Origin of the sequence: Natrarchaeobius chitinivorans (assembly GCF_003841505.1) — an archaeon.
In the GTDB taxonomy this organism is placed as follows: domain Archaea; phylum Halobacteriota; class Halobacteria; order Halobacteriales; family Natrialbaceae; genus Natrarchaeobius; species Natrarchaeobius chitinivorans.
Map to the genome: position 1 here is coordinate 458,838 of NZ_REGA01000001.1, position 22,877 is coordinate 481,714.

A 22,877-nucleotide genomic window follows, 5' to 3' on the forward strand; every position below is an offset into this window, starting at 1 on the left:
CGGTGTTCGTCAGCGCCGTGTGAGCGCGATCCGCCCCCGATTCGCCGGAAAACCGGTACACCAGACCGTATCAGAACAGCGGCTCGAGTTCGTCCTCGTCGTCCTCGACGAGTTCCTCGAGGTTTTCTTCGCTTTCGGCCTGGATGTCGTCGATGTTGTCCTGTGCTTCGATCGCGACCTGCTGCAGACGCTTGATTCGCGGGACGTTCGTGACGCCCGAAAGCAGGATCGCTGCGGCGACCTCCGGTTCGTTTCTCGGAAAGTCACCGCCGCGGACTTCCATGCTGCCGGTTTCCTCTTCGAGCCACTTGCGCCCGCGTTCGATCCCTTTTCTGTTCAGGTACTCGGAGGGGCCGGAGAGAACGAGCAGGGCGCGTTCGGTCCCTTCTATCTCACAGGGGAGCGTGAGCCGGCCGAGAGCGGCCTTTCGAACGAGGCTCGTGATCCGGTTGGTCGTGTTCGCCGCGTCGAGGTCGTCGCCACCCCCGTCGTCGGCCGTAAATCGAGAGAGAAGGCCGCCGCCACTCGAGAGTTCGACGTTCTCGCTCGCGAATCCGACCGTCGAGACGCCGCCGCCCGAGAGGGTGTTGATGATCTCGGAGGAGTCGACGACGCTCTCTGCCACCTCCTGGTTGCCGGTTACCTCCCCGGCACCGAAGAGAATGCCGAACCGACGAACGATCTCCTCGTTGATCTGGTCGTATCCGCCCTCGACGGATTCGCCGGTCTGTCGCCACGAGTCGTTGTCGAAGACGAGTAGATTGTCGACCTCGCGGACGAACGTCTGGAACGAGCGCGCGGCGTTGAGCGTGTAGATACCGCCCTCGTCCGTTCCCGGCAACACGCCGAGACCGTACACCGGGATCGTGTAGATCCGTTTGAGGTGTTTTGCGAGCACCGGAGCGCCACCGGAGCCCGTTCCGCCACCCATACCGGCGACGATCAGGAACGCGTCGACTTCGTGGGTCGGAATCGCGTCGATCGCGTTCTGAACCTCGTCGATGTCCTCTTCGGCGATTTCCGCGCCGAGTTCGTTGTCCGCACCAACACCGTGGCCCTTGACGCGGGCCTGCCCGATGAGTACGCGGTTGTCCTGGGGGATGCGATCGAGACCCATAAGGTCAGCTTTCGCGGAGTTAACCGCGATCGCAGCCCGGACGATCCCGCTGTTCGTTCGATCGTCGTAGTCGAGAAATCGATCGACGATCTTGCCACCGGCCTGTCCGAATCCGATCATCGCCAGCTTCATTGTTTGTCAGGGGGCTCCGTTGGATTGGACCAGTGCGATTAAGACTATAAGTCTTGTGATGATGTGAATTTCTCTCATAATTCCAGATTACTCGAAATCGAGCGACTGCACGGCTGTAAATAGATCACGTATATAGGCAATATATAAGATATCCGGCCGAATCGTGTTCTTTATATTATGAGTGCTGAGGAACAAGGGGAGGACGAAGAGAACGGGCCCAGTACAGAATCGAAGGGCAGTCAGCGCGACGGTACGCCGAGATACGACCCGAGCGTCGTCAACTCCGCTTCCTCGACGCCGAATGCGGTAACGTCGTTGTCCCGGACGGTGTTATCGATCTCGAGCGAGCGGCCCTGGTCGGCTCCGAACGGAACGAGCGGAACGGGATCAGCTACTGTCAGCCCGAGTTTCGCGAGGGGCATCGGAATCGGGAGGATCGTGACGGGCTTGCCCTCCGCCTCGTAGACGAGTTCCGTCGCATCGGCCAGCGTTACGACCTGTGGACCGCCGACTTCGTAAATCTCGCCGACGTGGTCGTCGTCCGTTATGGCGTCGGCCAGTATCGGCGCGAAGTCGCCGATCCAGATCGGCTGAAAGCGAGTGCGCCCACCGCCAGGCAGTCCGGTCACGTACGGCGTCGTCAGTTTCTTCGTGAAGGGAACGAACTCACAGCCGTCGCCGATGACGACTGACGGTCTGACGATCGTCCACTCGAGGTCCGAATCCCGAACGACCGTTTCGGCCCGACCCTTCGCCCGGATGTGATCGATGTCGCTTTCCGGATCGGCACCCAGCGCGCTGATCTGGACGAACCGGTCCACATCGCCGTCCTCGGCGGCCCGGACGAGGTTCTTCGTGCCGCCGAGGTGGACGCGCTCCTGTGCGCCGTCGGGAGCCTGATACAGCGGCGAGAGCGCGACGAGGTTGACGACGCCGTCGTGGTCGGCGACGGTGTCGGCGATCGACTCGGAGGTCGTGACGTCCCCGCTCGCGAGTTCGACGTCGTCGGGAAGGCCTCCACGCTCGGGGTCGCGCGCGAGTGCCGTCACCTCGTGGCCGCGTTCGGCGAGTTCGGTACAGAGGTTGGATCCGATAAAGCCGGTTCCGCCAGCGACGAGGACCTTCATAGTTACAGAATGATCGCGGAGCGACAAATATGTTCTCTGCGAGGCTGCGAACAGCACGATACATGTAGCCGGCACGCAGACGTACGCGCATGCTCGTCACGCTCGAGGGGCTCGACGGTAGCGGCAAGACGACGGTCCGGGCGGCGCTCGAAGAGCGGTTCCCGGACGCGACGTTCACGCGAGAACCGACGAACTCGTGGTACGGCGACGCCGTCTATCGGTCGATCGAGGACGACGACGCCGATCCACTCGCCGAACTCTTCCTGTACACCGCTGATCACGCCGATCACCTCTCACGGGTGATCGAACCCGCCCTGGAGCGTGGCGACCTCGTGATCTCGGATCGGTACTCCGACTCCCGATTTGCATACCAGGGAGCGACGCTCGAGGCGTGGAGCAACCGTCACACGGGAGGGAAGCGACGGCTCGAGGACCCGCTCGAGTACGTCGTCGACGTCCACGAACCGATCTCGATCGTGCCGGATCTGACGATCTATCTCGACGTCGATCCCGAGACGGCCGCCGCTCGAGCGGGAGCGACGAACAAGTTCGAACGCGCCGAGTACCTCGAGTCCGTCCGGGCGAACTACGAGCGACTGATCGAACGCGACTCGGACCGGTTCGTCCGGATTGACGCGACCCGCGACCCAGACGACGTGCTCGAGCGCGTCGAAGGGGCGGTGTATACGGCCCTCGAGGCCGAGTAAAACCGTCGACGACGATTCAGGAGAGGCAGGGAGGATCGGGGGAGGCGAGGACGATCGAGGAACGTGGGGACGATCACGGGGCAGGGGGCGAACGCGAGAGACCTGTCGTCAGCACAACCGATTTCAGGATCGACAGTGTTCGTCCGGCATGCACCGCATCGTCGGCGAGCGCGACCTCGAGGAGACACGGTTTTCGATCGAAGACGCGCTCGGTATCTACAGGGATCTGGTCCGGACGCGGCTGTTCGACGAGCGAGCGATCGCCCTCCAGCGGCGGGGCTGGATGAGCGGCTATCCGCCGTTTGCCGGCCAGGAAGCGTCCCAGGTCGGTGCCGCCCACGCGCTCGCGGACGACGACTGGCTCGTCCCGACGTACCGGTCGAACGCGTTTCAGATCGCCCACGGCGTACCGATGGCCGACATCCTTCGCTTCCGCCGGGGTCACCCCGAGTTCGGCTCCGACCACGACCTAAACGTGTTTCCGCAAGCGGTTCCCATCGCGACGCAGATCCCGCACGCGACGGGGATCGGAATGGCCGCGGCCGACGCGGAAAGCGACGTAGCGGTGTGCTGTTGTTTCGGCGACGGCGCGACCTCCGAGGGTGATTTTCACGAGGGGCTCAACTTCGCGGGGGTGTTCGACGCCCCCGTCGTCTTCTTCTGTGAGAACAACGGCTGGGCGATCTCGTTGCCCCGCGAACGCCAGACCGCAAGCGAAACGATCGCAAAGAAAGCAAACGCCTACGGCTTCGAGGGCGTTCGCGTCGACGGCAACGATCCGCTCGCGACGTTCGACGTCGTCGCGAGCGCCCTCGAGTCCGCCCGGGCCGGCGATCCGGTCCTCGTCGAGAGCCTGACCTACCGCCAGGGTCCACACACGACGAGCGACGATCCATCCAGATACCGGACCGACGAACGGACCCTCCCCGACTGGCGCACTGCGGATCCCCTCGAGCGGTACGAACGGTACCTCCGCGAACAGGGCATTCTCGAGGACGCGTTTCTCGAGCGAATCCACGAGGAGGCTGCCGCGGAAATCGACGACGCCGTCGAGACGGCCGAGGCGACGCCGGACCCGGAGCCAGCGGAGGTGTTCGATCCGGTCTACGAGGAACTGCCAGCGCGTCTCGAGGAACAACGAGCCCGACTCGAGGCGTTCGACGGCGACACGGAAGTCGAAGACCTCGAGTGAGAGCACCAACCCGAGCGACGGCTGACGAGCGAAAACGGACTACACCGGTTGATTTCGCTCACAGTGCCCGTTTGAAACGCCACTAGTCCATCGCGATGTAGGTCTTCGTGTCGGTTACGCCCTCGAGTCCCTGCATGTTCGAGGAAACCGCCTTGAGGACGTCGTACATCTCCTCGGCGTCGACCTCCGCGATGATGTCGTAGTTGCCGGCGACGATGTGGGCGGTGGATACGGTCTCGAGGTCTCTGATCGCCGCGAGCAGGCCTTCGGACTTTCCGGCGGCGGTTTTCACCATGATGAACGCGTGAACCATCGACGCTGGTGTGTTACTCCCTGACAAGACTAAAGGCTTTGCCCGGTCGCACGCGCCAGGTGTGGTACAGTGGGGCAAGGTTATTGATGGGGGGCGGCGTAACGGTTGGCATGCGGTTCGTGATTATCGGCGCAGGACGGGTCGGGTTGCGGGCGGCACGCGTCTTGCGCGACGAAGGCCACGAGGTGACGCTGATCGAACGCGACGACGCCACGATCAGACGCGCCCGCAACCAGGAGTTTCCCGTCGTCGAGGGCGACGGCGCTCGAGAGTCGGCCCTCGAAGATGCCGGCATCACGAACGCGGACGTACTCGGCGCGTTGACGGGCGATCTGAACGTCAACTTTACCGCCTGCATGATCGCCAAACACTACGGCTGCCGGACGGTCATGCGCATCGACGAAGCCTATCGCGAAGAGATCTACCGCAAGTACGCCGAGGAGGTCGACGAGGTGATCTACCCCGAACGCCTCGGCGCGATCGGCGCGAAAAACGCCCTGCTGGGCGGAACGATTCGCGCGGTCGCCGATGTCGCCCCGAACCTGCAAGTCGTCGAACTGACGGTCACCGATCGGGCACCCGTCAACGGCTACACGATGGGTGAACTGGAACTGCCGGCCGACGCGACGATTCTCGCGTTCGGAAAGCAGGACCGTCCGCTCGAGATCCCCTCCGAGGACGAATCCCTCGAGATCGGCGATCGACTCGTCGTGCTGGCGGACTTCGACGTGCTGAGCGAGGTCAGACAACTGCTCGTCGGCGAAACTCCCGAGCGGGCGGCCGCAAACGCCGGGTCGGAAGCCGGAGGTGTCCACTGATGGTTACAGCGTACGTCATGATCAAGGCGAACACGGGAGAGGCGGACCGACTTCGAGACGACATCGAGGGGATCGACGGCGTTCGATCGGCACACATCGTCGCCGGAGACGTCGACATCATCGCGAAGGCGCGAGTGGAGACCCCCGCGGAAGTAAAGGAAATCGCGGCGAACCAGATGCAGGGGATCGACGGCGTAGAGGACACACAGACCTACATCGCGATGGACTAAGTGGCGTCCCAAGCCTGAACTGGTGAGCGAAATCACGCGGTGTGGTCCGATTTCGCTCAGCAGTCGACGCTTGGGAGGGTACTACGTCGTCACAGCGGACCGAAGTTGTCGCCGCAAACTGAAGTCACCGCCGCGAACCGAGTCGTCGTCGAAACCGGCCCGGACCACGCGGCCTCGAGACGCGGCGTGCGTGTTCGCTCTCACATCGGCATGCCGCCGTTGGCACCGGTCCCGTCCTCCTCAGCCTGCTGGCCGCGGCTCTGAGCGCTCTCGAGCAGTGTCGCCGCCGGACCGCGGTACTCGTACCCGGGCACGATTCCCTGGGCGAACGTCCCTTCGACGTACTCGACGAGCGCCTTGGCGTCCTCGACGCCTTCGCGGGCGTTCCAGGACGCGTACTCGAGGGTGACGCTGACGTCGGTCGCGTCGCGTTCGACGATCGGATCCTCGTGGGCGTTCGTGTGGGCGACGGTGAAGACGTCCGCGAGTCGGCGCTCGAGCGTTTCGAACCAGCCGTCTTCGACGACCGGTGCGACTGTCTCGTTCGCCACGGCGGCGTCGAGCGTCGGGAGGGTGACGACGACGGTGAATCGGCCGTCGCGTTCGTCCGTCGTCTCGGTCGCGGTCACGGCCGTCTCGAAGACGGTCGTCTCGAGTTCGTAGCCCTCGCCCGACACAGCGAACGCGTCGTGGGCCTCGAGTGCGCGTTCGACGGCGGTCGGAATGGAAGCCATTACCGTCCCGAACGGGCGTGAGGGAAAAGGGTGTTGCGCTATGGGCCGAGCCCGGAAAAGCGGGATCGAACTCGGAGTTGGTTCCGATTTCGAATCGTTTCGCGTTCACAGTCGTTCGTTTCCGATGTAAACGCCCCGCATAACTACAACGGATATCGACGTTTCTCGACGGCATGTCCATCGACAGACACGCCGCGGAACGTCGACGCTTTGCACGTCTTCTCGGGATCGACGGTGAACTCGGATCGGGACTTCCGATCGGAGAGGGACCGGGTCGGGTATCTCAACGATCCGACGAGGTTTCGAACGAAACAGCGTCAGACCGAACGCGAGAGTCGAGTTCGAACGCCGGTTCCGACGAGGAGGTTACCGAACCTCGCGATCTCCGAGAAACGAGTTGAGCGCCGTCGCGACTTCTTCGAAGTCTTTGACCGTCAGTCCGTCCGTCGTGGCGAAAACGCCCTCACTTTCGTTCGTTACGCGAATCAAGAATCCGTTGTCGAACACCCTGATCGTGTAGTTGTAATCACCGAGTTCCGATCCTTCGTACGCCGTTTGAGCCGTCTTGAACCCACGCCACTCGTGGCCGATGAACGTCGAGAGATCGGCGTCGCGCTCGAGGTCGTTCCGAAGGTACACCTGTTCGTAGTCGTCGCGCGTGAAGTACGTCACCGACCGGAGACTATCGCCGATCGCCGTTCGACATGTCGTTACGATCTGCTCCGCTTGCTCCGACGTGAGGAGGCCTGTGGCCATACTCGAGAGATAGCATCGTGCCACCTTAACGACGGGGGAGATTCTCGAAGAGTTCGGATCGACGAACCCGCGGGACGACGCGGTCGCGTTCCGATTCGGTCATCAGCCGGACCGTCCGTTCTGTCAGCGGTGCTATCTCCCCGGTAGCAAAATCTTTATATTCGGTAATCCCGGAGTTCCGGCGAACGAGGAGGCAATGTGTCCGTCTCCACACCCCCATGAAGATCCTCTCGTGTAACGCCGGCTACTTGCTCGGATATCAGAACGTCCTCGGCGGCTACGTGCCGCCACCGATCGGCTCCGTACTCGGCGACGGCGAGGTCGAACGGCGGAAACTCGAGCAACTGGTCGCGCTCATCGAGCGCGAACGACCGGACGTGGTATCCCTTCTCGAGGTCGATCGCGGTTCCCACCGGACGGTGACAGGTGGGCAGTTTCGAGCGCTCCTCGAATCCCTCCGTGAACGGGGGCTGTCCTACGGCGGCGACGTGGCGAACAAGTACACCGACGGCGGTTTCGTCGGTTCGCTTCCGTTCTTCGGCCACCTCGGAAACGGCGTCCTCTCGCGTTCGAATCAACCGACAGCGACACACTACCTGTCGGCCGGACGAAAACGTCTCGTTATCGAGGTCGAACTCGCGTCGGACGCGGTCGCGTTCGTGGTCCACCTCTCGCTCGGCACGCGGAGCAGGCGACGACAACTCCGCCAGCTCGCGGACCTGATCGACAGGCGAGCGGGCGGCCGGAACGTCATCGTTACCGGGGATTTCAACACCTACGACGGAACCGACGAACTCGCTCGCTTCGCCGACCGGGCGGACCTCGAGACGCGAATCCCTGGCGCGACGGTTCCGTCCCGACCGCTCGACGACCTGCTCGTCGGCTCGAGAGCGCTCGACCTATTTCTCTGTTCGCCGAGCGTCGACGTCGAACGGTGTGACGTCCTCGACGTTCAGCTGTCCGACCACCGGCCGATCGTCCTCGAAACCGGGCGGTGATCGCCTCGGGGGTGCGATATTTCGAAGCCGCCGTACCGAACGGACCGAATCGGTTCGGGTGAATCGGCCACGCGAACGAAACACCAGTCATTCAATATCTTCGCCGGTAGAGGTGAAACAATGAACGAAATCGCCAGCGAATCGACGGTCCGACTGGTAGGGACGAACGACTCCGAGCGCCCGACCCAGGAGGCGCTTTCCGATCTGTTCGCGGGCGACGGCACGATCTACATCGTCAGCGGTTACTTCACCTACCAGGGCTACCTCTCGATACGGGACGACGTCGTCTCGTTTCTCGAACGATCGCGCGAGAACGAACTGGTGGCGGTCGTCGGTCCCGCCTCCGACCAGTTCTCGTCTCGGATCGCCTACGACCTCTGGTCGCTCGACGATTACAATCAGGTACACCTCTACAAGCAATCGCGGGGCCTCCACGCGAAGCTCTATCTCCGGGACGGTACGGAGCCGACGTGTATCATCGGCTCCGCCAACATCACGCAGGTCGCCTTCGAATACAACGTCGAACTCGGCCTCGAGATGAGCCGGGAGACGAGCGACCACCCGGACCTGAAGCCGTTTCTCGAGTGGGCCGGCGACCTCGTCGCGTCGTCCGAGCCGCTTCGGCGACGGGACGTCTTCGGTCCGGTTCAGGTCGGGAGTTCGTTCGTCAACTGGTCGAACAAAGCCCGACTGCTGCCGGTGCGAAACGTCGCACTCAGAGTCGTTCCCGTACTCTTGGTTCTGTTCGTCCTCGCGGGGCTCTTTCGATTCGTCTGATCGACGTCTTCTCGACCGCGATCGACGATCGACTGTCCGCCACTCGAGTCATGGCAGACCGTATCAGTGTCCCGAGTGCGGGATTGGAGACCCGATCACGCTTTCGAGATGGCCTGATCGAGGTCGGCGATGATGTCGTCGACGTCCTCGATACCGACCGAGATCCGGACGAGGTCGTCGCTCACGCCGCTTGCGAGTTTCTCCTCCTCGGTGAGTTGCTGGTGGGTGGTGCTCCCGGGGTGGATGATCAGCGACTTGGCGTCGCCGACGTTTGCCAGGAGGCTGAAGAGGTCGACCTCGTTGCAGACCGTCTCTGCGGCGTCGTAGCCGCCCTCGAGGCCGAACGTGATCATCCCGCCGTAGCCGCCCTCGAGGTACTCGCTGGCCTCGTCGTGGGTTTCGTGGCTCTCGAGTCCGGGGTAGTTGACCCACGAGACGTCCGAGTGGCCCTCGAGGTATTCGGCGACGGCCATCGCGTTCTCGCAGTGTTTCTCCATCCGCAGCGGCAGCGACTCGAGTTTCTGGAGGGTGACCCAGGCGTCGAACGGCGACTGCTGGTTGCCGAGGTCGCGCAGTCCGCGGGTGCGGGCGACGATCGAGAACGCGGCCTCACCGAAGGTCTCGTAGAAGTTGACGCCGTGGTACGCCGGGTTCGCCTCCGTGATCTCGGGATAGTCGCCCTCGTCCCACGGGAACGATCCGCCGTCGACGAGGACGCCGCCGACGGTCGAACCCGCGCCGTGGATCCACTTCGTCGTCGAGTTCCAGACCAGGTCCGCGCCGTGTTCGAGCGGTCGGCAGAGGTGCGGGGTCGCGAACGTGTTGTCGACGAAAAGCGGCACGTCGTGGTCGTGGGCGATGTCCGCGATCCGTTCGATGTCCGGCGTCACCAGCGCGGGATTGCCGATCGTCTCGAGGTGGACGAACGCAGTGTCGTCGTCGATCGCTTCGGCGTAGGCGTCGTAATCGAGCGTGTCGACGAACTTCGTCTCGATGCCGCGTTTCGAGACCGTGTGGGTGAGGTAGGTGTAGGTCCCGCCGTACAGCGACGACGAGGAGACGATGTTGTCGCCGACGTCCGCGAGGATGAACGTCGCCAGATCGAACGCCGCCATCCCCGAAGACGTCGCGAGCGCGCCGACGCCGCCCTCGAGCGTCGCGATGCGCTCTTCTAACATCGCGTTCGTCGGATTCATGATCCGCGAGTAGATGTTGCCGAACTCCTCGAGGCCGAATAAGGCGGCGGCGTGATCCGTGTCCTCGAACTCGTAGGACGTCGTCTGGTACAGCGGTGGCGCTCGGGCACCGGTCGTCGGATCGGCTTCCTGACCGGCGTGGATGCTGTTGGTGGCGAACTCGTGATCGTCGCTATCGTCGCTCATACCCGTTTCAACTCGTCTGGAGGGGTAAAACGTTATCGTGACGGCGCGAGCGGAGATCAGCGCTCGGTTCCACGGTGGCTGGCGACCGGTCCGTCCGCGCCGTCCCGTCCGGGGCAAGCGGTGACGAACGCGAACCGGGCTCCGCCGTCGTCGCCCGTTTCGACCGAGATCGACCAGTCGTGTGCGTCGACGACGGTTTCGACGATCGAAAGGCCCAGCCCGGTGCCGTCTCCGCCGGTGTACCCCTCCCGAAAAATCCGTTTGCGCTGTTCGGGTGGAATTCCGGGACCGTCGTCCTCGACGGCGAACCCGTCGTCAGTTCCGACGACGGAGACCGTCACCCGCCTCCCGCCGTGTTCGACGGCGTTTCGAAACAGGTTCTCGAACGCCTGCTGGAGCCGACCGGGATCGCCCTGCACGGTCCCGGGGTCGCGTATCTCGAGCGTGGCGTTCGCCGTATCCACGGCGTTCCAGGCGTGACTGGCCGTCTCCTCGAGATCGACCGACTCCCGTCCTTCGAGTTCGTTCCCCTGTCGCGCCAGGGTCAGGAGGTCGTCGATCATCGTCTCCATGCGATCTGCGGCGACGGAAACGTCCTCGATGTGCTCGACGTTGCCCGTCTCCGCGATGAGGTCGGCGTAGCCGGAGAGGACGTTGATGGGGTTCCGGAGGTCGTGGCTGACGACCGAGACGAACCGCTCGAGGCGGTCGTTCTGTCTGGCGAGTTCGCGACGACGCTGCTCTCGGTCGAGCGTGTAGCCGACGAGTTCGGCGAACGTCTGTATCTGCTGGCGGAGGGACCGGGGCCACGGCCGTCTGATCTCCTGTTCGATGGCGAGAATACCGACCAGTTCCCAGTCGACGACGATCGGTACCGCGAGAAAGGACTCGAGGTTCCGATCCCGAAGGTACGGATGCGACGTGGAGACTGCTTCGCCGTCTCTCTCGTGGCGACCCGGCGATGGGACGAGATCACCGACGAAGTCGTCGGGGATGTCGAGGTTCAGGTCGTCGTCGGTCGTCGCGGGCACCGCACAGGGACCGAACGACTTCGAGATCGTTTCGAAGCCGGGAAACGACGACGGCGGAACGGATTCGATTCGGTCGGTTCGAGCCGCCTCGCGCGTCCAGTTGTGGGTCGGCTCGAGGCGATCACCGTCGTACTCGAACACGAGACATCGATCCGCGTCGAGTTGCCGGCCGACCAGCTGGAGGCCCCACTCGATTTCGATGTCGGTTTCGTCGGGCGCAGCTCCCATCAACGATCGCGAAATATCGAGAACGGTCTCCCTGATGTCCGATATCGACCGGTGATAGTACTCGTCTATCCGCGCGCGGAGCCGTTCGACGTCCGTCTCGGTAAGCGAATCGGCGTCGGTGACGGCGACGATCTCTGCGATTTCGACGTCGAGCAGGGATCGGAGAACGACCGGTTCGAACGAGGAGTCGACGCAGAGGACCGGGAGCTCAGGACGACGGTTGCGGACGTACTCGAGTAACTCGACCGTTCTCTCGGCGTCCAGATCGGATGCGGTGACGAGACAATCGACGCCGTCGTCGATCGCATCGCGGACGCCCGCAGGTGAGTTTGCGGTCCCAACGCAGTACGTCGGCTCGAGTTCGTCGGCGATCCGGTCACGGCTGCTCTCGCTGGCCCCGACGGAGAGAACGCGAAACGAACGCCGGGACGTACCGGACTCGTCGAAGTCGCGATCGGACTCGGCTGACTTCGGATGCTGAGGTTCTCGGCTCATCTTGACTCTCCGTGGTACCGGGAGATGGCCTCGCGAAATCGGACGCATTCGGTCCGGAGATCACGCCAGCCGACCGTCGCCGACTGCTCGGTCGCAGTCGATCGATCCGAACCGGTGGTACCGATCCACGACTCGCGACGGCGCGCCGATCGATCTACTCGACAGTACGACTACTGTGTCACCGGACGACGACTTTCGCGTGCCGAATCGAACGGATCGAGCGATAGTAAGAAGCGTTGACTGATTTACGATAAAGATAACGGCTATATCGCCAGGCCAGCGAACCCGAAGATAGCCGCGAACGGATCTCGAAGTACTACTAGTGCGACTCCGGCGAGGACGACGACGATCGTCCAGACGATCATGATGTACATGGTCCGACGGACGAACTCCTCGTCGTCGTCCGCCATCAGTGAACCTTCGTTGCTCATACCGACGTGTTCCGATCCCGTGAACATAATAGTAGCGTCCGCAGTCGAGCGCCGCTTACGAACTTCCCCTCCCGTCAGTCGTAACGCTTCACGAACGTCCTACGGTGGGTTGTGACGGTCCGTATCAGCCGAAATACGAAGCGCCGCCGGTCTCACTCCGATTACGGGGTGGCGACCTCCTCCGATCGTCGTCAGCCTCCCCTGCCGTTGGGCCGATCGGTTCGGCGACGGTGGGGAGACGGACGGTGACAGTCGTCCCGTCGTCGGTGTCGAAGGCCATCGTTCCCCCGAGGCTTCGAACACACCAGGTGGCAAGCCACAGTCCGAGTCCGCTCCCGTGCTCGAGCGCCGTCTCCTCGCCGCGTTCGATGACCGCCAGTTCGTGTCCTGGAATACCCGGGCCGTCGTCTTCGACGGAGAACACGGCGAGTCGGTCGTCTTCGATCCCCTCGAACTCGACGGAGACCGTCGCGGACTCGCAGTCGGCGTGTTCGATTCCGTTCTCCACCAGGTTTTCGAACAACTGGACGAACAGTCCTCGCCGCGTCCACAGGAGGAGGTCCTCGGGGACGGCTACCTCGACGCGGCCGTCCGTCGACGCTTCGACGTCCGCTGCAATTTCCGCGAAGACGTCGAACACGGCGACTGTCGTGTCCGATTCGTCGACCTCCTCGAGCGCCCGTTCGAACGACCAGGCCTTCTCGGCCATGGCGATCACGCTCGTAATATCGGCTCGAGCACGAGCGAGAACTTCCCTAAGTTCCTCCTCGTCGGCCCGCTCAGCCGCGATATCCACGTATCCCTCGACGACGTTGAGGTCGTTTCGGAAGTTGTGTCGGAGGATCCGGTTGAGGATCTCGAGGCGCTGCTCGCGCTGGCGCTGGTCGGTGATATCCTGGAGCAACACGGTGTATCCGACGAGAGTATCGGAGGAATCGCGGAGTTTCGACGTCGAAACGGCCAGTTCCCTGAACTCGCCGGCTCCGTCGTCGGTGACGATCCGGTCGCCACCGGTCAGTTCGACGTCCAGATCGATCGTCGATTCGAGCCGGTCACCCAAAACCGACGGGGCAGCGACGTCGAACTCGCGTTCAGCAGCCAGGTTCAGGTCGACGATACGACAGTTCGTGTCGACCACGACGAACGGGATCTCGAGTTCTTCGATCGCGGATTTCTCGGCCGTTCGACGGGTGGCCGGACTGTACGTGAACATGTTTCCGCCGACGAACGCGTACGCGTCCAGCAGGACGTGCGGGAGAAACGCGATGGGGACCAGACTGAGCTGCGTGACGGGGCCCAGTTCGAACAGCCACACGAGGAGGGCGACCCCCGGCGGGAGCGTACTGAGAACGACCGCGAGTGCCTCCGATCGATACAGCGGCCCGTAGCTGACGACCGTATCGAACAGCAAGAACGTTCCCCAGACGGCATAGAGCATTCCGACGACGATCGCAACGTACGCCCACGTTTCGAACTCGTAGGAGGTCGTCGCAACCTCGAAGACCGGATCGATCGCGAACCCGCTCCAGACGAGTTCGTGTGCCGGATTGGTCACGACGAGCAGCGTCGTCACCGCGGGAACTGCGGTCAGTACGCCGAACCAGACCGTGTGGACGGCGTTCCTGCGACCGGTGTACTCGAGGCTGAACGCCAGAAACGTCAGTCCGATCCACGCCATCGCGATCCAGGTCACCACTTCGAACGCCCAGCGCACCGCGGGATCGAAGACGAGCAACGAAAGTCCGTACGAGAAACACCACGTCGCCTGCGCGAAAAGCGTCAGCAAGAACCAGTCGGCACTCGGCTTCCCACGGTATCTCCAGAGATATCCCAGGAGCACCACCGTTCCGATTCCCGAAAGCACCGAGCCGATCACGGGCCACGGGTACGGAAGCATACTAGTCGGATCTCTGAGCACACACTCTTTGGTGTTGTGGCCACCGGTACCACATGACTCGAATAACGTGCTCGAGCGAGACGAGACCGCTCGAGCGACACTGGTTCTGACCGACACCGGCTCGATCGGCGACCGGGCCCGGGCAGGATCGCTTCGGCGGGAGGTATACTACCGGCTGCAAGTCATTCAAGATTCTCGCCGATCCGGTGTGGCGAGAGTCTTGACACAGTTAGAGCCGGCAGTATTACTCGAGGAGGGGGTCGCCGGTCATCTCCGGCGGGCGGTCGACGCCGATCAACTCGAGCAGCGTCGGCGCGACGTCGGCGAGCGTCCCGCCGTCGCGGACGGACCGGCCACCGCCGGTCACGTCGCAGCCGGCGGTACCGTCGCCTCGAGGCTCCGCTATCCCCTCCCGGGTACCCGGCGCGAGGTAGACGATGGGGACGTCGTTGTACGTATGTGCAGTGTGGGGCTCGTCTTCAGTTCCCATCTCGTCGGCGTTACCGTGATCGGCGGTTATCAGGACGTGCGCGCCGGCGTCCTCGAGTGTCTCGACCAGCCGACCGAGCTGTTCGTCGACGGCCTCGACGGCTTCGATGGCCGCCTCGTAGTCGCCGGTGTGTCCGACCATGTCGGGATTGGCGTAGTTGAGCACGAGGACGTCGGGATCGTCCGAGCGAATTACGTCGATCGCCGCGTCGGTCACCTCGGGCGCGCTCATCTCGGGTTGCAGGTCGTACGTCGGCACGTCAGGACTCTCGACGATCTTCCGAATCTCGCCGTCGAACTCGACCTCCCGGCCGCCATTTAAAAAGTAGGTGACGTGGGCGTACTTCTCGGATTCGGCGATCCGAAGCTGGGTCTTGCCCGCCTCCGAGAGCACCTCTCCGAGGACGTTCTCGGGTTGGTTGGGCGGGTAAGCGATCGGGAGGTCGAACGTCTCGTCGTACTGGGTCATCATCACGACCTCGACCGCCGGTGGGTTCGTCTCGACGCGGTCGGCCCAGTCGTCCGAACGGATGTCCGCGAGCATCCGGGTCAGCTGCCGGGCCCTGTCCGAACGAAAGTTGAACCAGACGACCGCGTCGCCGTCCTCGAGTGCGGGCGCGCCCTCGATCGCCGTCGGCGCGACGAACTCGTCAGTCACCTCGCGTTCGTAGGACTGCTCGACCGCCTCGAGTGCCGACGCCGCCGCGAACTCGGCCTCGCGGTCGACGATGGCGTCGTAGGCTCGCTTCGTTCGGTCCCAGTTCTGGTCACGATCCATCGCGTAGTACCGCCCCGAGACGGTGGCGACGTCTCCCGTTCCGTTCTCGGCGACGACGTCCTCGAGCGTCTCGAGGTACTCCCGTCCCCCGGTCGGCGAGGTGTCCCGGCCGTCGGTGATCGCGTGGGTGACGGCCTCGACGTCGCGGTCTGCTGCCAGTTCGATCAGCGCGTGGAGGTGTTCGTGATCGGAGTGAACGCCACCGTCGCTGACCAGACCGACGAAGTGGACCCGACCGTCGTTGTCGCGGGCGGTGTCGAACGCCGCGTTGATTGCGTCGTTCTCCCGAAACGAGCCGTCTGCGATCGAATCCGAGATCCGAGTGTACTCCTGGTAGACGACTCGCCCGGCCCCGATGTTCAGGTGTCCGACCTCGCTGTTTCCCATCTGTCCGTCCGGAAGGCCGACGCGACGGCCGGCGACCTCGAGGCGGCCGGCCGCGCCGGATTCGGCGAGGCGATCGAAATTCGGCGTCTCGGCCGCCGCGACCGCGTCCCGCTCGCTATCGTCTCCGAGTCCCCAGCCGTCGAGGACGACCAGCGCTGCGTTCATACCCGAGGGATACCCAGCCTCGCCTAATTACCTATCGTTGTCTTCTGCATGCAACGCGTTCGAGTCGCCCCCTCGCTTCGGAACCGGAGTGTGTTGAGCCCAACGTGTCGATACAAAAGACATATTATCCTTCGATGGTGACTCGGGAGAAACGCCAGCTCTCCACGAGCCCCACCCCAGGCCAGTCGCGACCTTCCCCGCCCTCCACCGATGACCCCCTCACTACCGACAGCCGTCCAGTCGAGACGCCTGCGAGACACCCTCGAGCGACGCGTCGGTATCGACCAACGCGCGCTCGCGACGTTTCGAATTACGCTCGGAGTCGTCCTCCTGTTCGACGTCGTCCACCGATCCCGAAATCTGGTCGCGTTCTACACCGACGACGGCGTCCTTCCGCGGGCTGTTCACCTCGAGGGGGCGGGGTGGGACGGCGTCTACTCGCTACACTCGTTGTCGGGCGAACCGTGGTTTCAGGCGTTTTTGTTCGGCCTGTCTGCGATACTCGCGGTCGCGCTGATCGCGGGCTACCGTCCCCGACTCGCGGCGGCCCTCTCGCTTATTCTGCTCGTCTCGGTCCACCTGCGAAACCCACACGTCCTGAACGGTGCCGACAGGCTGTTTCGAGAACTGCTGTTTCTCTCGATCTTCCTCCCGATCGGCTCCCGGTGGGCGATCGGCGCGGGTGGAGCGGACGCGAGCGATGACGACCCGACGAACGGCTCGAGCGACGACGAACCGGCGAACAGCTCGAGCGTCGACACAGTGGACGCGGGTGACGACGACACAGCCGGTGCGAGCGACGACGAACGAACGAACCCGAACGATGACGACCGGACGAACGCGAACGACGATCCGGTCGAAAGCCGAACAACGACCCCGGTGACGGCAGCCGTGCTGGTTTACGTCGTCACCGTCCTCTTCAACAACGCAGTGCACAAGTTCGCGGGGGAGACGTGGGTCGGCGGCGACGCGTTACGGTACGCGCTCGGACAGGACCACCTGACGATCCTGCTCGGCACCCACCTCGCGAACCAGCCGGTTCTCCTCGAGGTCGGCACGTACGTCTGGTTCGGACTGCTCGCCGGATCGCCGCTGCTGTTCGCGTTCGGCGACCGACTCCGAATCGGCTACGTGAGCGTCTTTCTGGCGGCGGTCGGCGGAATGGCGCTGAGTATGGCCGTCGGTCTCTTCCCGCCGCTTCTGGCCGCGTCGATGATCCTCTTTCTCCCGCCGCGAACGTGGACCCGCCTCGAGTCGGTGGGAACGTGGACCCGTCTCGAGTCGGCGCGAACGTGGACCCGGTTCGAGTTCGCGGGGTCGGCGTCCCGCGAGAGACTCTCGAGCGGGGCGGGTCGACTTTCGAAGGGAGCGAAGGAGACGTCGACGGCGAAACCGGAAGGGAAAGGCTCGAGTCGCCGCGTGCGTCGACGCCTTCGGTCGGCCGGTCGCTGGCTCGTCCTCGTCGTCGTCGTGGTGTGGTGTGTCGGCCTCTTCGGATCCACACCCGCCCTCGAACTGGCAGACGGGGTGAATCCTGAAGAACACCAGTGGGGGATGTTCGCTCCCGATCCGAGCGCGAGCTACGGCTGGTACACGGTCGCGGCCGACCTCGAGGAGGACGAGGCGGTCGACGTCCTCGCCGGATCGGAACTGCGGGCGGATCCTCCGCCCGACGCCGCCGAGACGATCCCCGACTTTCGCTGGCGACGGTACATGAACACGCTCGCGGAGAGCGACGCCCGTGACGATCGGTTCGCCGAATACGCCTGCGAACGCGTAGCGACCCAACACGACGCGACCGTTGAGAGCGTAAACGTGACCTACACGCACCAGCCGGTCGAACTCGAGGGGGAGACGCCGGAACCGACGACGCGGGTCGTCGTCGAAAACCGCTCGTGTTCGTGACTCGCCCGCCGCGGAATGGCGCTGGATTTTTGCGGGTGCGCCGGGAGCGATGGGGCATGACTCTCGATCCGGTCCACTTCGACGGCATCGCACAACTCGCGAGGCGGATCGACCACGGTGCCGACGAGCGCGACCGCCGGGCGTTCGCCGAGACGGTCTGGGCGGAGTTTCTCGACCCGCTTCGGACGGAAGAACGGACGATCCTCGAGCCGGTCGACGACCAGTCGCGCCGTCTCGTCGACTGCGAGGACGTGGCGTTGTGCGATCCCGAGTTTCCGACCCAACACGGTCTCGACGCCGGGACGATCAACCCGACGACGTTCAAAAACGGGCTGGTCATCGACATCGCCCAGGCAGCGATGAGTACGACCCCGAGCGATCTCGACCTCCACCGATCGCGGACCACGGTGATGACGGTTCACTCGAACGACGAGACGATGTCCGTCGACGAGACGTGGGGGAAGTTCGACGAGGGATACAGCCGGAGCCGGGCGGTGAAGGTGCCACAGCTTCCCCGCTTTGCGGAAGGGGTCGTCCACGCGCTCGCGCTGTATCTGGCCGAGAGCAAACACGCGCTGGATCACGCCGAGGACGTCACGGACCTGCTCGTCCTCGACGGGCCGCTGTACCCTCGCGGGTTGCTTCGCTGGACGGACCAACACCCCGACCTGGCCGACCTGTTGCTCGAGGATCCACGGCCGACGACGGTCCTCGAGAACTACGTCCGACTGGTCGAGAACTTCGTCGATCGGGGCGTTCCGCTCGTCGGGTTCGTCAAAAACCCCGCGACGCGGGTCGTCACGCGAACGCTGAAGAGCGATCGGAGCGTCGGCGTCAGCGTTCCGTGGGCCGACGACACCGCACTGTTCACCCGATTGCTCGAACGCGGCGAGTACGTCGACGACGTCGAGGGCGAACGCTGGCAGCGCGAGACGGACGAACTCTCGTATACGAACTGGTTCCGGTCGCGCGGCGGCGTCGACCGGCCGCTGTCGATCGACGGTGACGCCCTCGGCGTCGAGCGCCGCCTCGATCCGGACGCCTACGAGGTGACGTTCTTCGTCGTCTACGACCCTCGAGACGATCTCGTCTACCGGATCGAAGCGCCGTACGCGTTCACTCGCGACCCGGACCTGCGCGAGCGGTTGACGTTGCAGTTGCTCCAGGACGTCGCCGTCGCTCACGGGCCGCCAACGATCGTCGAGAAGGCCGACGAACTCGCACGAATCGGCCGGTCGGAGAAACGCTCGCTTCGGGAGACGCTCGAACAGCAGTTCGACACCACCCACCGGCGGAGTTACGACGATCACCGCTGGGGCGAGTGAACGTCGTTTCGGTGGATCGACCGAACCAATCGGAAATGCCGCCGGTCGTCGCCGGCGGGGACCGTCGTCATACGGTTTACTGTAAGTCATTGCCGGCGCACCCGCGACCCGGGCGGCGGGTGCGCCGGTACACAGTTACAGTAATCCGTATCAGGAATCCATTTCTGCGTTTCCTTTCTCGACCTCGAACTCGACCTCGGTCGGGTCGATGCCGATCCGTGCGAACTGCGTCCGAATGTGTTCTTTGGCGCGCTCGAGGGCCTGCTTGCGGGTGTCGAACCCGCGTGGCATCGGCGATTCGAAGGCGAGATTGATCTCTCGGCCGTCGACGATCTGGGCGGTCCCACCGCTTGCGACCTCGTAGAACTCGTCGCAGACCCAGACGTACGCGGCATCTTCGTCCGGCGCGCCGCGGAACGACGGTGCTCGCTCACCCCGTTCGTACAGTGTACCGGTCAGATCGGTCCCTCCCGCGAGACCGCGTACGATGAGCATACGATCCCGTACGGCGCGCGAACGCAAAAATGTCGTGACCGCGCTCCCAGGAGTCGTCGACCATCGAGTCCGTTCGACGCGCACGCCGACCGAGTTCCGCGTCGGCGTCGGTGACCGCGACAATCCCTCTAATATAATCATTAATCGCAATAATGAGGGGTTCACGAATCGGTATTCGCGGACTACGAGAGTTGTCATCAGATTACCGACCCAAATCGTTTTGGAAATGTGCTTATCCACGTTGCACTGGTGTGTGTATCTAATGAGCTCTGACGTTCACCCCGTTGGTAGCGGTGATCGGGGACCCCTCGACGACGTTCCACCCGATCGATACGAGATCCTTCGCCATCCTCGCCGTCTCCGTCTCCTCGAGATACTCGACGAGCACCGTTCGCTGGCAGTCGACGAGTTAACGACCGAGGTGATCGAGAGGGAGTCTCTCGACGGGCCGACCGGGAAGACACGACAGCAGGTCCGAATCACCCTCGTCCACAATCACCTCCCGCGGCTCGCCGAGTACGATATCGTCGAGCGAACCGACGACGAGGTCGAACTCGTCGACGAGTCACTGGTACGTCCGGACTGGCTTGCAACGGTACTCGGGGAGTACGACCGCGAGTCGCTCGACCACCTCGTCGAACCGACTCGACTCTCCATTCTCCGGGAACTCGACGACGGCGATCGCCCGATTTCGCTCAAGCAACTGGCGTCCGCGCTCGTGCGCAACGGAACGACTCCCCTGGACGACAACACGGAGGCGAAGATCAGCCTGCATCACAGGCACCTCCCCGCACTCGACGATATCGGCGTCGTCGACTACGACCACCGATCCGAGCTGGTCACCCTCTCGGAGGAAAGTCCTCTCCTCGAGTAACGTCCTTTTCAGACGCCTTCAACGACCGAATTCGTGGGCTCTCCCCGGTCTCTGTGAGCCTACCGTCGATACGAGCGTGGTCTCGACCGCGAGCGTGCGTTCTCCCCGAGAAAGTGAAACGCGTCGAGAACGTTCGACGCGTCGAACGGTCGGCCGATCCGGAGGGAAACGTGTTTGTGGAACCGGTCGGATTGCATGAGTATGACCGATCTGGGCGACTTCGGCGAGTTCAACGCCGACTCCGGCGACGATCCGTCGCCGTCTTCGAGTTCTGACGGGGACTCGAGTGCGAGCGACGGGTTCGAACGGACGGCCGTCGAACCCGATGGAACGGACGTCGGTATCGGCGCACTTTGCGTTTCACAGGGACTTCGGATCGCCGAGGACGAAGACGATACCGCACTGCGAGCGTACGTCACTCGTGGAAACCGGTCGTCGATCCGACTCGGAAGCTATCTGCTCGCTCCCTACCCCACGGAGGGAGCCGCCGGTGGGCCAAACGGCCACTCGCACGGAGAGACGCTGTTCTGCCGAATCACGGCCCTCGAGTACGCCCAGCAGTACCACGCCGACGACGCGACCGAGATCCACGCAAGGCGGGCGATGCGCTCTGACGGCATCGAGGAAGCCGACTACAAGTTCGTCGCCTCGCTCGAGCCGATCGCGGTGTTGTACGAAGACAGCGGGGAACCACGTTCCCCGAACAGCGCGGGACCACGTTCCGCGGACAGCGCGGAGAGCGAACTCAAGCGGCGGATGCCCGACCGGGTGCCGAAACCGCAGACGGTGATCCGGACCGCTGACGACACCGAGGCGATCAAAACGGGGCTGAAGATCCCCGAGGACGGCGTCTTCCTCGGTCACCTCTCCGTCGGCGGCGAGAAAGTCAGGACCGCAGCCTCGCCGCCGACGATCGACTACCGGCTGAAAGACGACTACGACTCGGGCGATCCGCTCGTCTTCCGCCACACGCTGATCGCCGGCGGCACCGGGTCGGGAAAGACCCATGCCGCGAAGAACGTCCTCCGACAGTTCCTCGCGGACGACCGGACGTACCCGATGGCAGACGGTCGCGAAGTGAACCCCGCGGTCGTCCAGTTCGACCCCCAGGACGAGTACGCCCAGATGCACGACGACAACCCCGACCTCGACGACGAGTTCGCCCGCAGACTCGAGCGGGAGGGCGTCGCCCACGGCGGCGTGTCCGAGACGACGACGTTCGTCCCGAAGGTCGGGTCGGCGACGTACTCGGCGGGCCACCACCGCGCACAGCAGGTCGAGTTTACGATCCCGTTCTCGATGGTCCACGACAACCCGTGGCTGGTCGCGGGCAGCGGCCTGAACGACAACCAGTACGGCGCGCTCGTCAGCGTCCTCCTGCCGCGGTTTCGAGACGACTACGGACCGGGCGCGACGTACGACGAGTTCACGACGTTCCTCGACGACCCCGCCCTCCGGGAGGAACTCGACGAGTCCGGACGGGTTCACGAGGCGACCTTCGACGCCGTCCGCCGGCGCGTCCTCGGATTCGGCCACGTCTTCGATCAGGACGCGCGGCCGATCACCGATCTGATCCACGAGTTCGTCCGTCCCGGCGGTCTGAGCGTCGTCCCGACCTACCACATCAACGATACGCGGGCGACCGAGGCCGTCGTCCTCGCGCTCTCCTCGCTGTTGATCGACGAGAAACTCTCGAACGATCCGACCTACGACCGGATCAAGGAGACGCCGCTCGTTCTCGGGATGGACGAAGCCCACAACTTCCTCACCGACGCCGACAGCGTGCAGGCGGGCAAGGTCATCAAAAAGTTCACCGAGGCCGCCAAACAGGGTCGCAAGGAACGGCTCGGCCTCTTTCTCATCACGCAGGATCCCCAGGACATCGACGACGCCGTCTTCAAGCAGATCAACACGACCGTCGTGCTCAACCTCGGCGACGAGGACGCGATCAAGAGCGTCAACATTCCGTCGAACCTCGAGTCGAAAGTGCCGTACATGGAGAAAGGACAGATGGTCGTCTACTCGCCGGACAACTCCGAACCCGTCGAACTGATCGGCCTCTCGAAGTGTCTGACGCGCCACGGTCGGGACTGA

At 63.8% G+C, this 22,877-nt stretch carries 22 protein-coding genes; 11 read left to right on the forward strand and 11 right to left on the reverse strand.

Annotation, left to right across the window (positions count from 1 at the left end; translation table 11 throughout):
- Positions 1 to 70 precede the first annotated feature (70 nt).
- On the reverse strand, positions 71 to 1,249 hold the full coding sequence (locus tag EA473_RS02190) for a tubulin/FtsZ family protein (protein WP_124194014.1): 1,179 nt from the start codon (positions 1,247 to 1,249) through the stop codon (positions 71 to 73).
- Between the two features lie 239 nt (positions 1,250 to 1,488).
- Positions 1,489 to 2,376, reverse strand: a complete 888-nt coding sequence (locus tag EA473_RS02195) for a complex I NDUFA9 subunit family protein (RefSeq protein ID WP_124194015.1) — start codon at positions 2,374 to 2,376, stop codon at positions 1,489 to 1,491.
- 89 nt (positions 2,377 to 2,465) lie between these two features.
- On the opposite strand from EA473_RS02195, the gene tmk reads away from it, so the two are divergent.
- Positions 2,466 to 3,083: a dTMP kinase gene (gene tmk, locus EA473_RS02200; RefSeq protein ID WP_124194016.1), complete on the forward strand. Its 618-nt coding sequence runs from the start codon at positions 2,466 to 2,468 to the stop codon at positions 3,081 to 3,083.
- Positions 3,084 to 3,231: 148 nt separating this feature from the next.
- The gene (gene pdhA, locus EA473_RS02205) at positions 3,232 to 4,275 is read left to right on the forward strand and encodes a pyruvate dehydrogenase (acetyl-transferring) E1 component subunit alpha (RefSeq protein WP_124194017.1); all 1,044 of its coding nucleotides are present in this window, start codon (positions 3,232 to 3,234) and stop codon (positions 4,273 to 4,275) included.
- Between the two features lie 82 nt (positions 4,276 to 4,357).
- On the opposite strand, the gene EA473_RS02210 is transcribed toward pdhA, so the two are convergent.
- The gene (locus EA473_RS02210) at positions 4,358 to 4,588 is read right to left on the reverse strand and encodes an Lrp/AsnC family transcriptional regulator (RefSeq protein WP_124194018.1); all 231 of its coding nucleotides are present in this window, start codon (positions 4,586 to 4,588) and stop codon (positions 4,358 to 4,360) included.
- Between the two features lie 110 nt (positions 4,589 to 4,698).
- Between EA473_RS02210 and EA473_RS02215 the strand changes: the two genes are divergently transcribed.
- Together EA473_RS02215 and EA473_RS02220 are read left to right on the forward strand one after the other, a co-directional pair.
- Complete coding sequence (locus EA473_RS02215) at positions 4,699 to 5,406, forward strand: potassium channel family protein (RefSeq protein WP_124194019.1); 708 nt, start codon at positions 4,699 to 4,701, stop codon at positions 5,404 to 5,406.
- The gene (locus EA473_RS02220; protein WP_124194020.1) at positions 5,406 to 5,636 is read left to right on the forward strand and encodes an Lrp/AsnC family transcriptional regulator; all 231 of its coding nucleotides are present in this window, start codon (positions 5,406 to 5,408) and stop codon (positions 5,634 to 5,636) included. Before EA473_RS02215 ends, EA473_RS02220 begins: the two co-directional genes overlap by 1 nt.
- A 200-nt stretch (positions 5,637 to 5,836) precedes the next feature.
- Here EA473_RS02220 and EA473_RS02225 read toward each other — a convergent pair whose 3' ends face one another.
- Positions 5,837 to 6,370 carry a DUF5813 family protein gene (locus EA473_RS02225; RefSeq protein ID WP_124194021.1) on the reverse strand — a complete coding sequence of 178 codons (534 nt, stop codon included), beginning with the start codon at positions 6,368 to 6,370 and terminating at the stop codon, positions 5,837 to 5,839.
- Positions 6,371 to 6,543: 173 nt separating this feature from the next.
- On the opposite strand from EA473_RS02225, the gene EA473_RS22655 reads away from it, so the two are divergent.
- Positions 6,544 to 6,771 (forward strand): hypothetical protein, encoded by a 228-nt coding sequence (locus tag EA473_RS22655; RefSeq protein ID WP_124194022.1) that lies wholly within the window; start codon positions 6,544 to 6,546, stop codon positions 6,769 to 6,771.
- On the opposite strand, the gene EA473_RS02235 is transcribed toward EA473_RS22655, so the two are convergent.
- On the reverse strand, positions 6,737 to 7,126 hold the full coding sequence (locus EA473_RS02235; RefSeq protein WP_124194023.1) for a DUF7522 family protein: 390 nt from the start codon (positions 7,124 to 7,126) through the stop codon (positions 6,737 to 6,739). The two genes, EA473_RS22655 and EA473_RS02235, sit on opposite strands and share 35 nt — an antisense overlap.
- A gap of 218 nt (positions 7,127 to 7,344) precedes the next feature.
- Between EA473_RS02235 and EA473_RS02240 the strand changes: the two genes are divergently transcribed.
- Both EA473_RS02240 and EA473_RS02245 read left to right on the forward strand, forming a co-directional pair.
- On the forward strand, positions 7,345 to 8,124 hold the full coding sequence (locus tag EA473_RS02240; RefSeq protein ID WP_124194024.1) for an endonuclease/exonuclease/phosphatase family protein: 780 nt from the start codon (positions 7,345 to 7,347) through the stop codon (positions 8,122 to 8,124).
- Positions 8,125 to 8,244: 120 nt separating this feature from the next.
- A complete protein-coding gene (locus EA473_RS02245; RefSeq protein WP_124194025.1) occupies positions 8,245 to 8,901 on the forward strand; it encodes a phospholipase D family protein in 657 nt (218 codons plus the stop codon).
- 95 nt (positions 8,902 to 8,996) lie between these two features.
- On the opposite strand, the gene EA473_RS02250 is transcribed toward EA473_RS02245, so the two are convergent.
- The 5 genes from EA473_RS02250 to gpmI all read right to left on the reverse strand — a co-directional run bounded on the left by EA473_RS02250 (position 8,997) and on the right by gpmI (position 16,184).
- Entirely contained in the window at positions 8,997 to 10,283 is a 1,287-nt protein-coding gene (locus tag EA473_RS02250) for an O-acetylhomoserine aminocarboxypropyltransferase/cysteine synthase family protein (protein ID WP_124194026.1), read from the reverse strand.
- 56 nt (positions 10,284 to 10,339) lie between these two features.
- Entirely contained in the window at positions 10,340 to 12,037 is a 1,698-nt protein-coding gene (locus tag EA473_RS02255; RefSeq protein WP_124194027.1) for a GAF domain-containing sensor histidine kinase, read from the reverse strand.
- Positions 12,038 to 12,300: 263 nt separating this feature from the next.
- A complete protein-coding gene (locus tag EA473_RS22075) occupies positions 12,301 to 12,468 on the reverse strand; it encodes a hypothetical protein (RefSeq protein WP_165875178.1) in 168 nt (55 codons plus the stop codon).
- Positions 12,469 to 12,592: 124 nt separating this feature from the next.
- Complete coding sequence (locus EA473_RS02260) at positions 12,593 to 14,365, reverse strand: histidine kinase N-terminal 7TM domain-containing protein (protein ID WP_124194028.1); 1,773 nt, start codon at positions 14,363 to 14,365, stop codon at positions 12,593 to 12,595.
- A gap of 244 nt (positions 14,366 to 14,609) precedes the next feature.
- Positions 14,610 to 16,184, reverse strand: coding sequence for a 2,3-bisphosphoglycerate-independent phosphoglycerate mutase (gene gpmI, locus EA473_RS02265; RefSeq protein WP_124194029.1), 1,575 nt, complete (start codon positions 16,182 to 16,184; stop codon positions 14,610 to 14,612).
- Positions 16,185 to 16,394: 210 nt separating this feature from the next.
- Between gpmI and EA473_RS02270 the strand changes: the two genes are divergently transcribed.
- Both EA473_RS02270 and EA473_RS02275 read left to right on the forward strand, forming a co-directional pair.
- Complete coding sequence (locus EA473_RS02270) at positions 16,395 to 18,089, forward strand: hypothetical protein (RefSeq protein WP_124194030.1); 1,695 nt, start codon at positions 16,395 to 16,397, stop codon at positions 18,087 to 18,089.
- 56 nt (positions 18,090 to 18,145) lie between these two features.
- Positions 18,146 to 19,414: a DNA double-strand break repair nuclease NurA gene (locus EA473_RS02275; RefSeq protein ID WP_124194031.1), complete on the forward strand. Its 1,269-nt coding sequence runs from the start codon at positions 18,146 to 18,148 to the stop codon at positions 19,412 to 19,414.
- A gap of 150 nt (positions 19,415 to 19,564) precedes the next feature.
- Here EA473_RS02275 and EA473_RS02280 read toward each other — a convergent pair whose 3' ends face one another.
- Positions 19,565 to 19,909, reverse strand: a complete 345-nt coding sequence (locus EA473_RS02280) for a DUF7113 family protein (protein WP_124194032.1) — start codon at positions 19,907 to 19,909, stop codon at positions 19,565 to 19,567.
- A 262-nt stretch (positions 19,910 to 20,171) separates the two neighbouring features.
- Between EA473_RS02280 and EA473_RS02285 the strand changes: the two genes are divergently transcribed.
- Positions 20,172 to 20,783: a DUF7344 domain-containing protein gene (locus EA473_RS02285; RefSeq protein WP_124194033.1), complete on the forward strand. Its 612-nt coding sequence runs from the start codon at positions 20,172 to 20,174 to the stop codon at positions 20,781 to 20,783.
- 201 nt (positions 20,784 to 20,984) lie between these two features.
- Positions 20,985 to 22,877, forward strand: a complete 1,893-nt coding sequence (locus tag EA473_RS02290) for an ATP-binding protein (protein WP_124194034.1) — start codon at positions 20,985 to 20,987, stop codon at positions 22,875 to 22,877.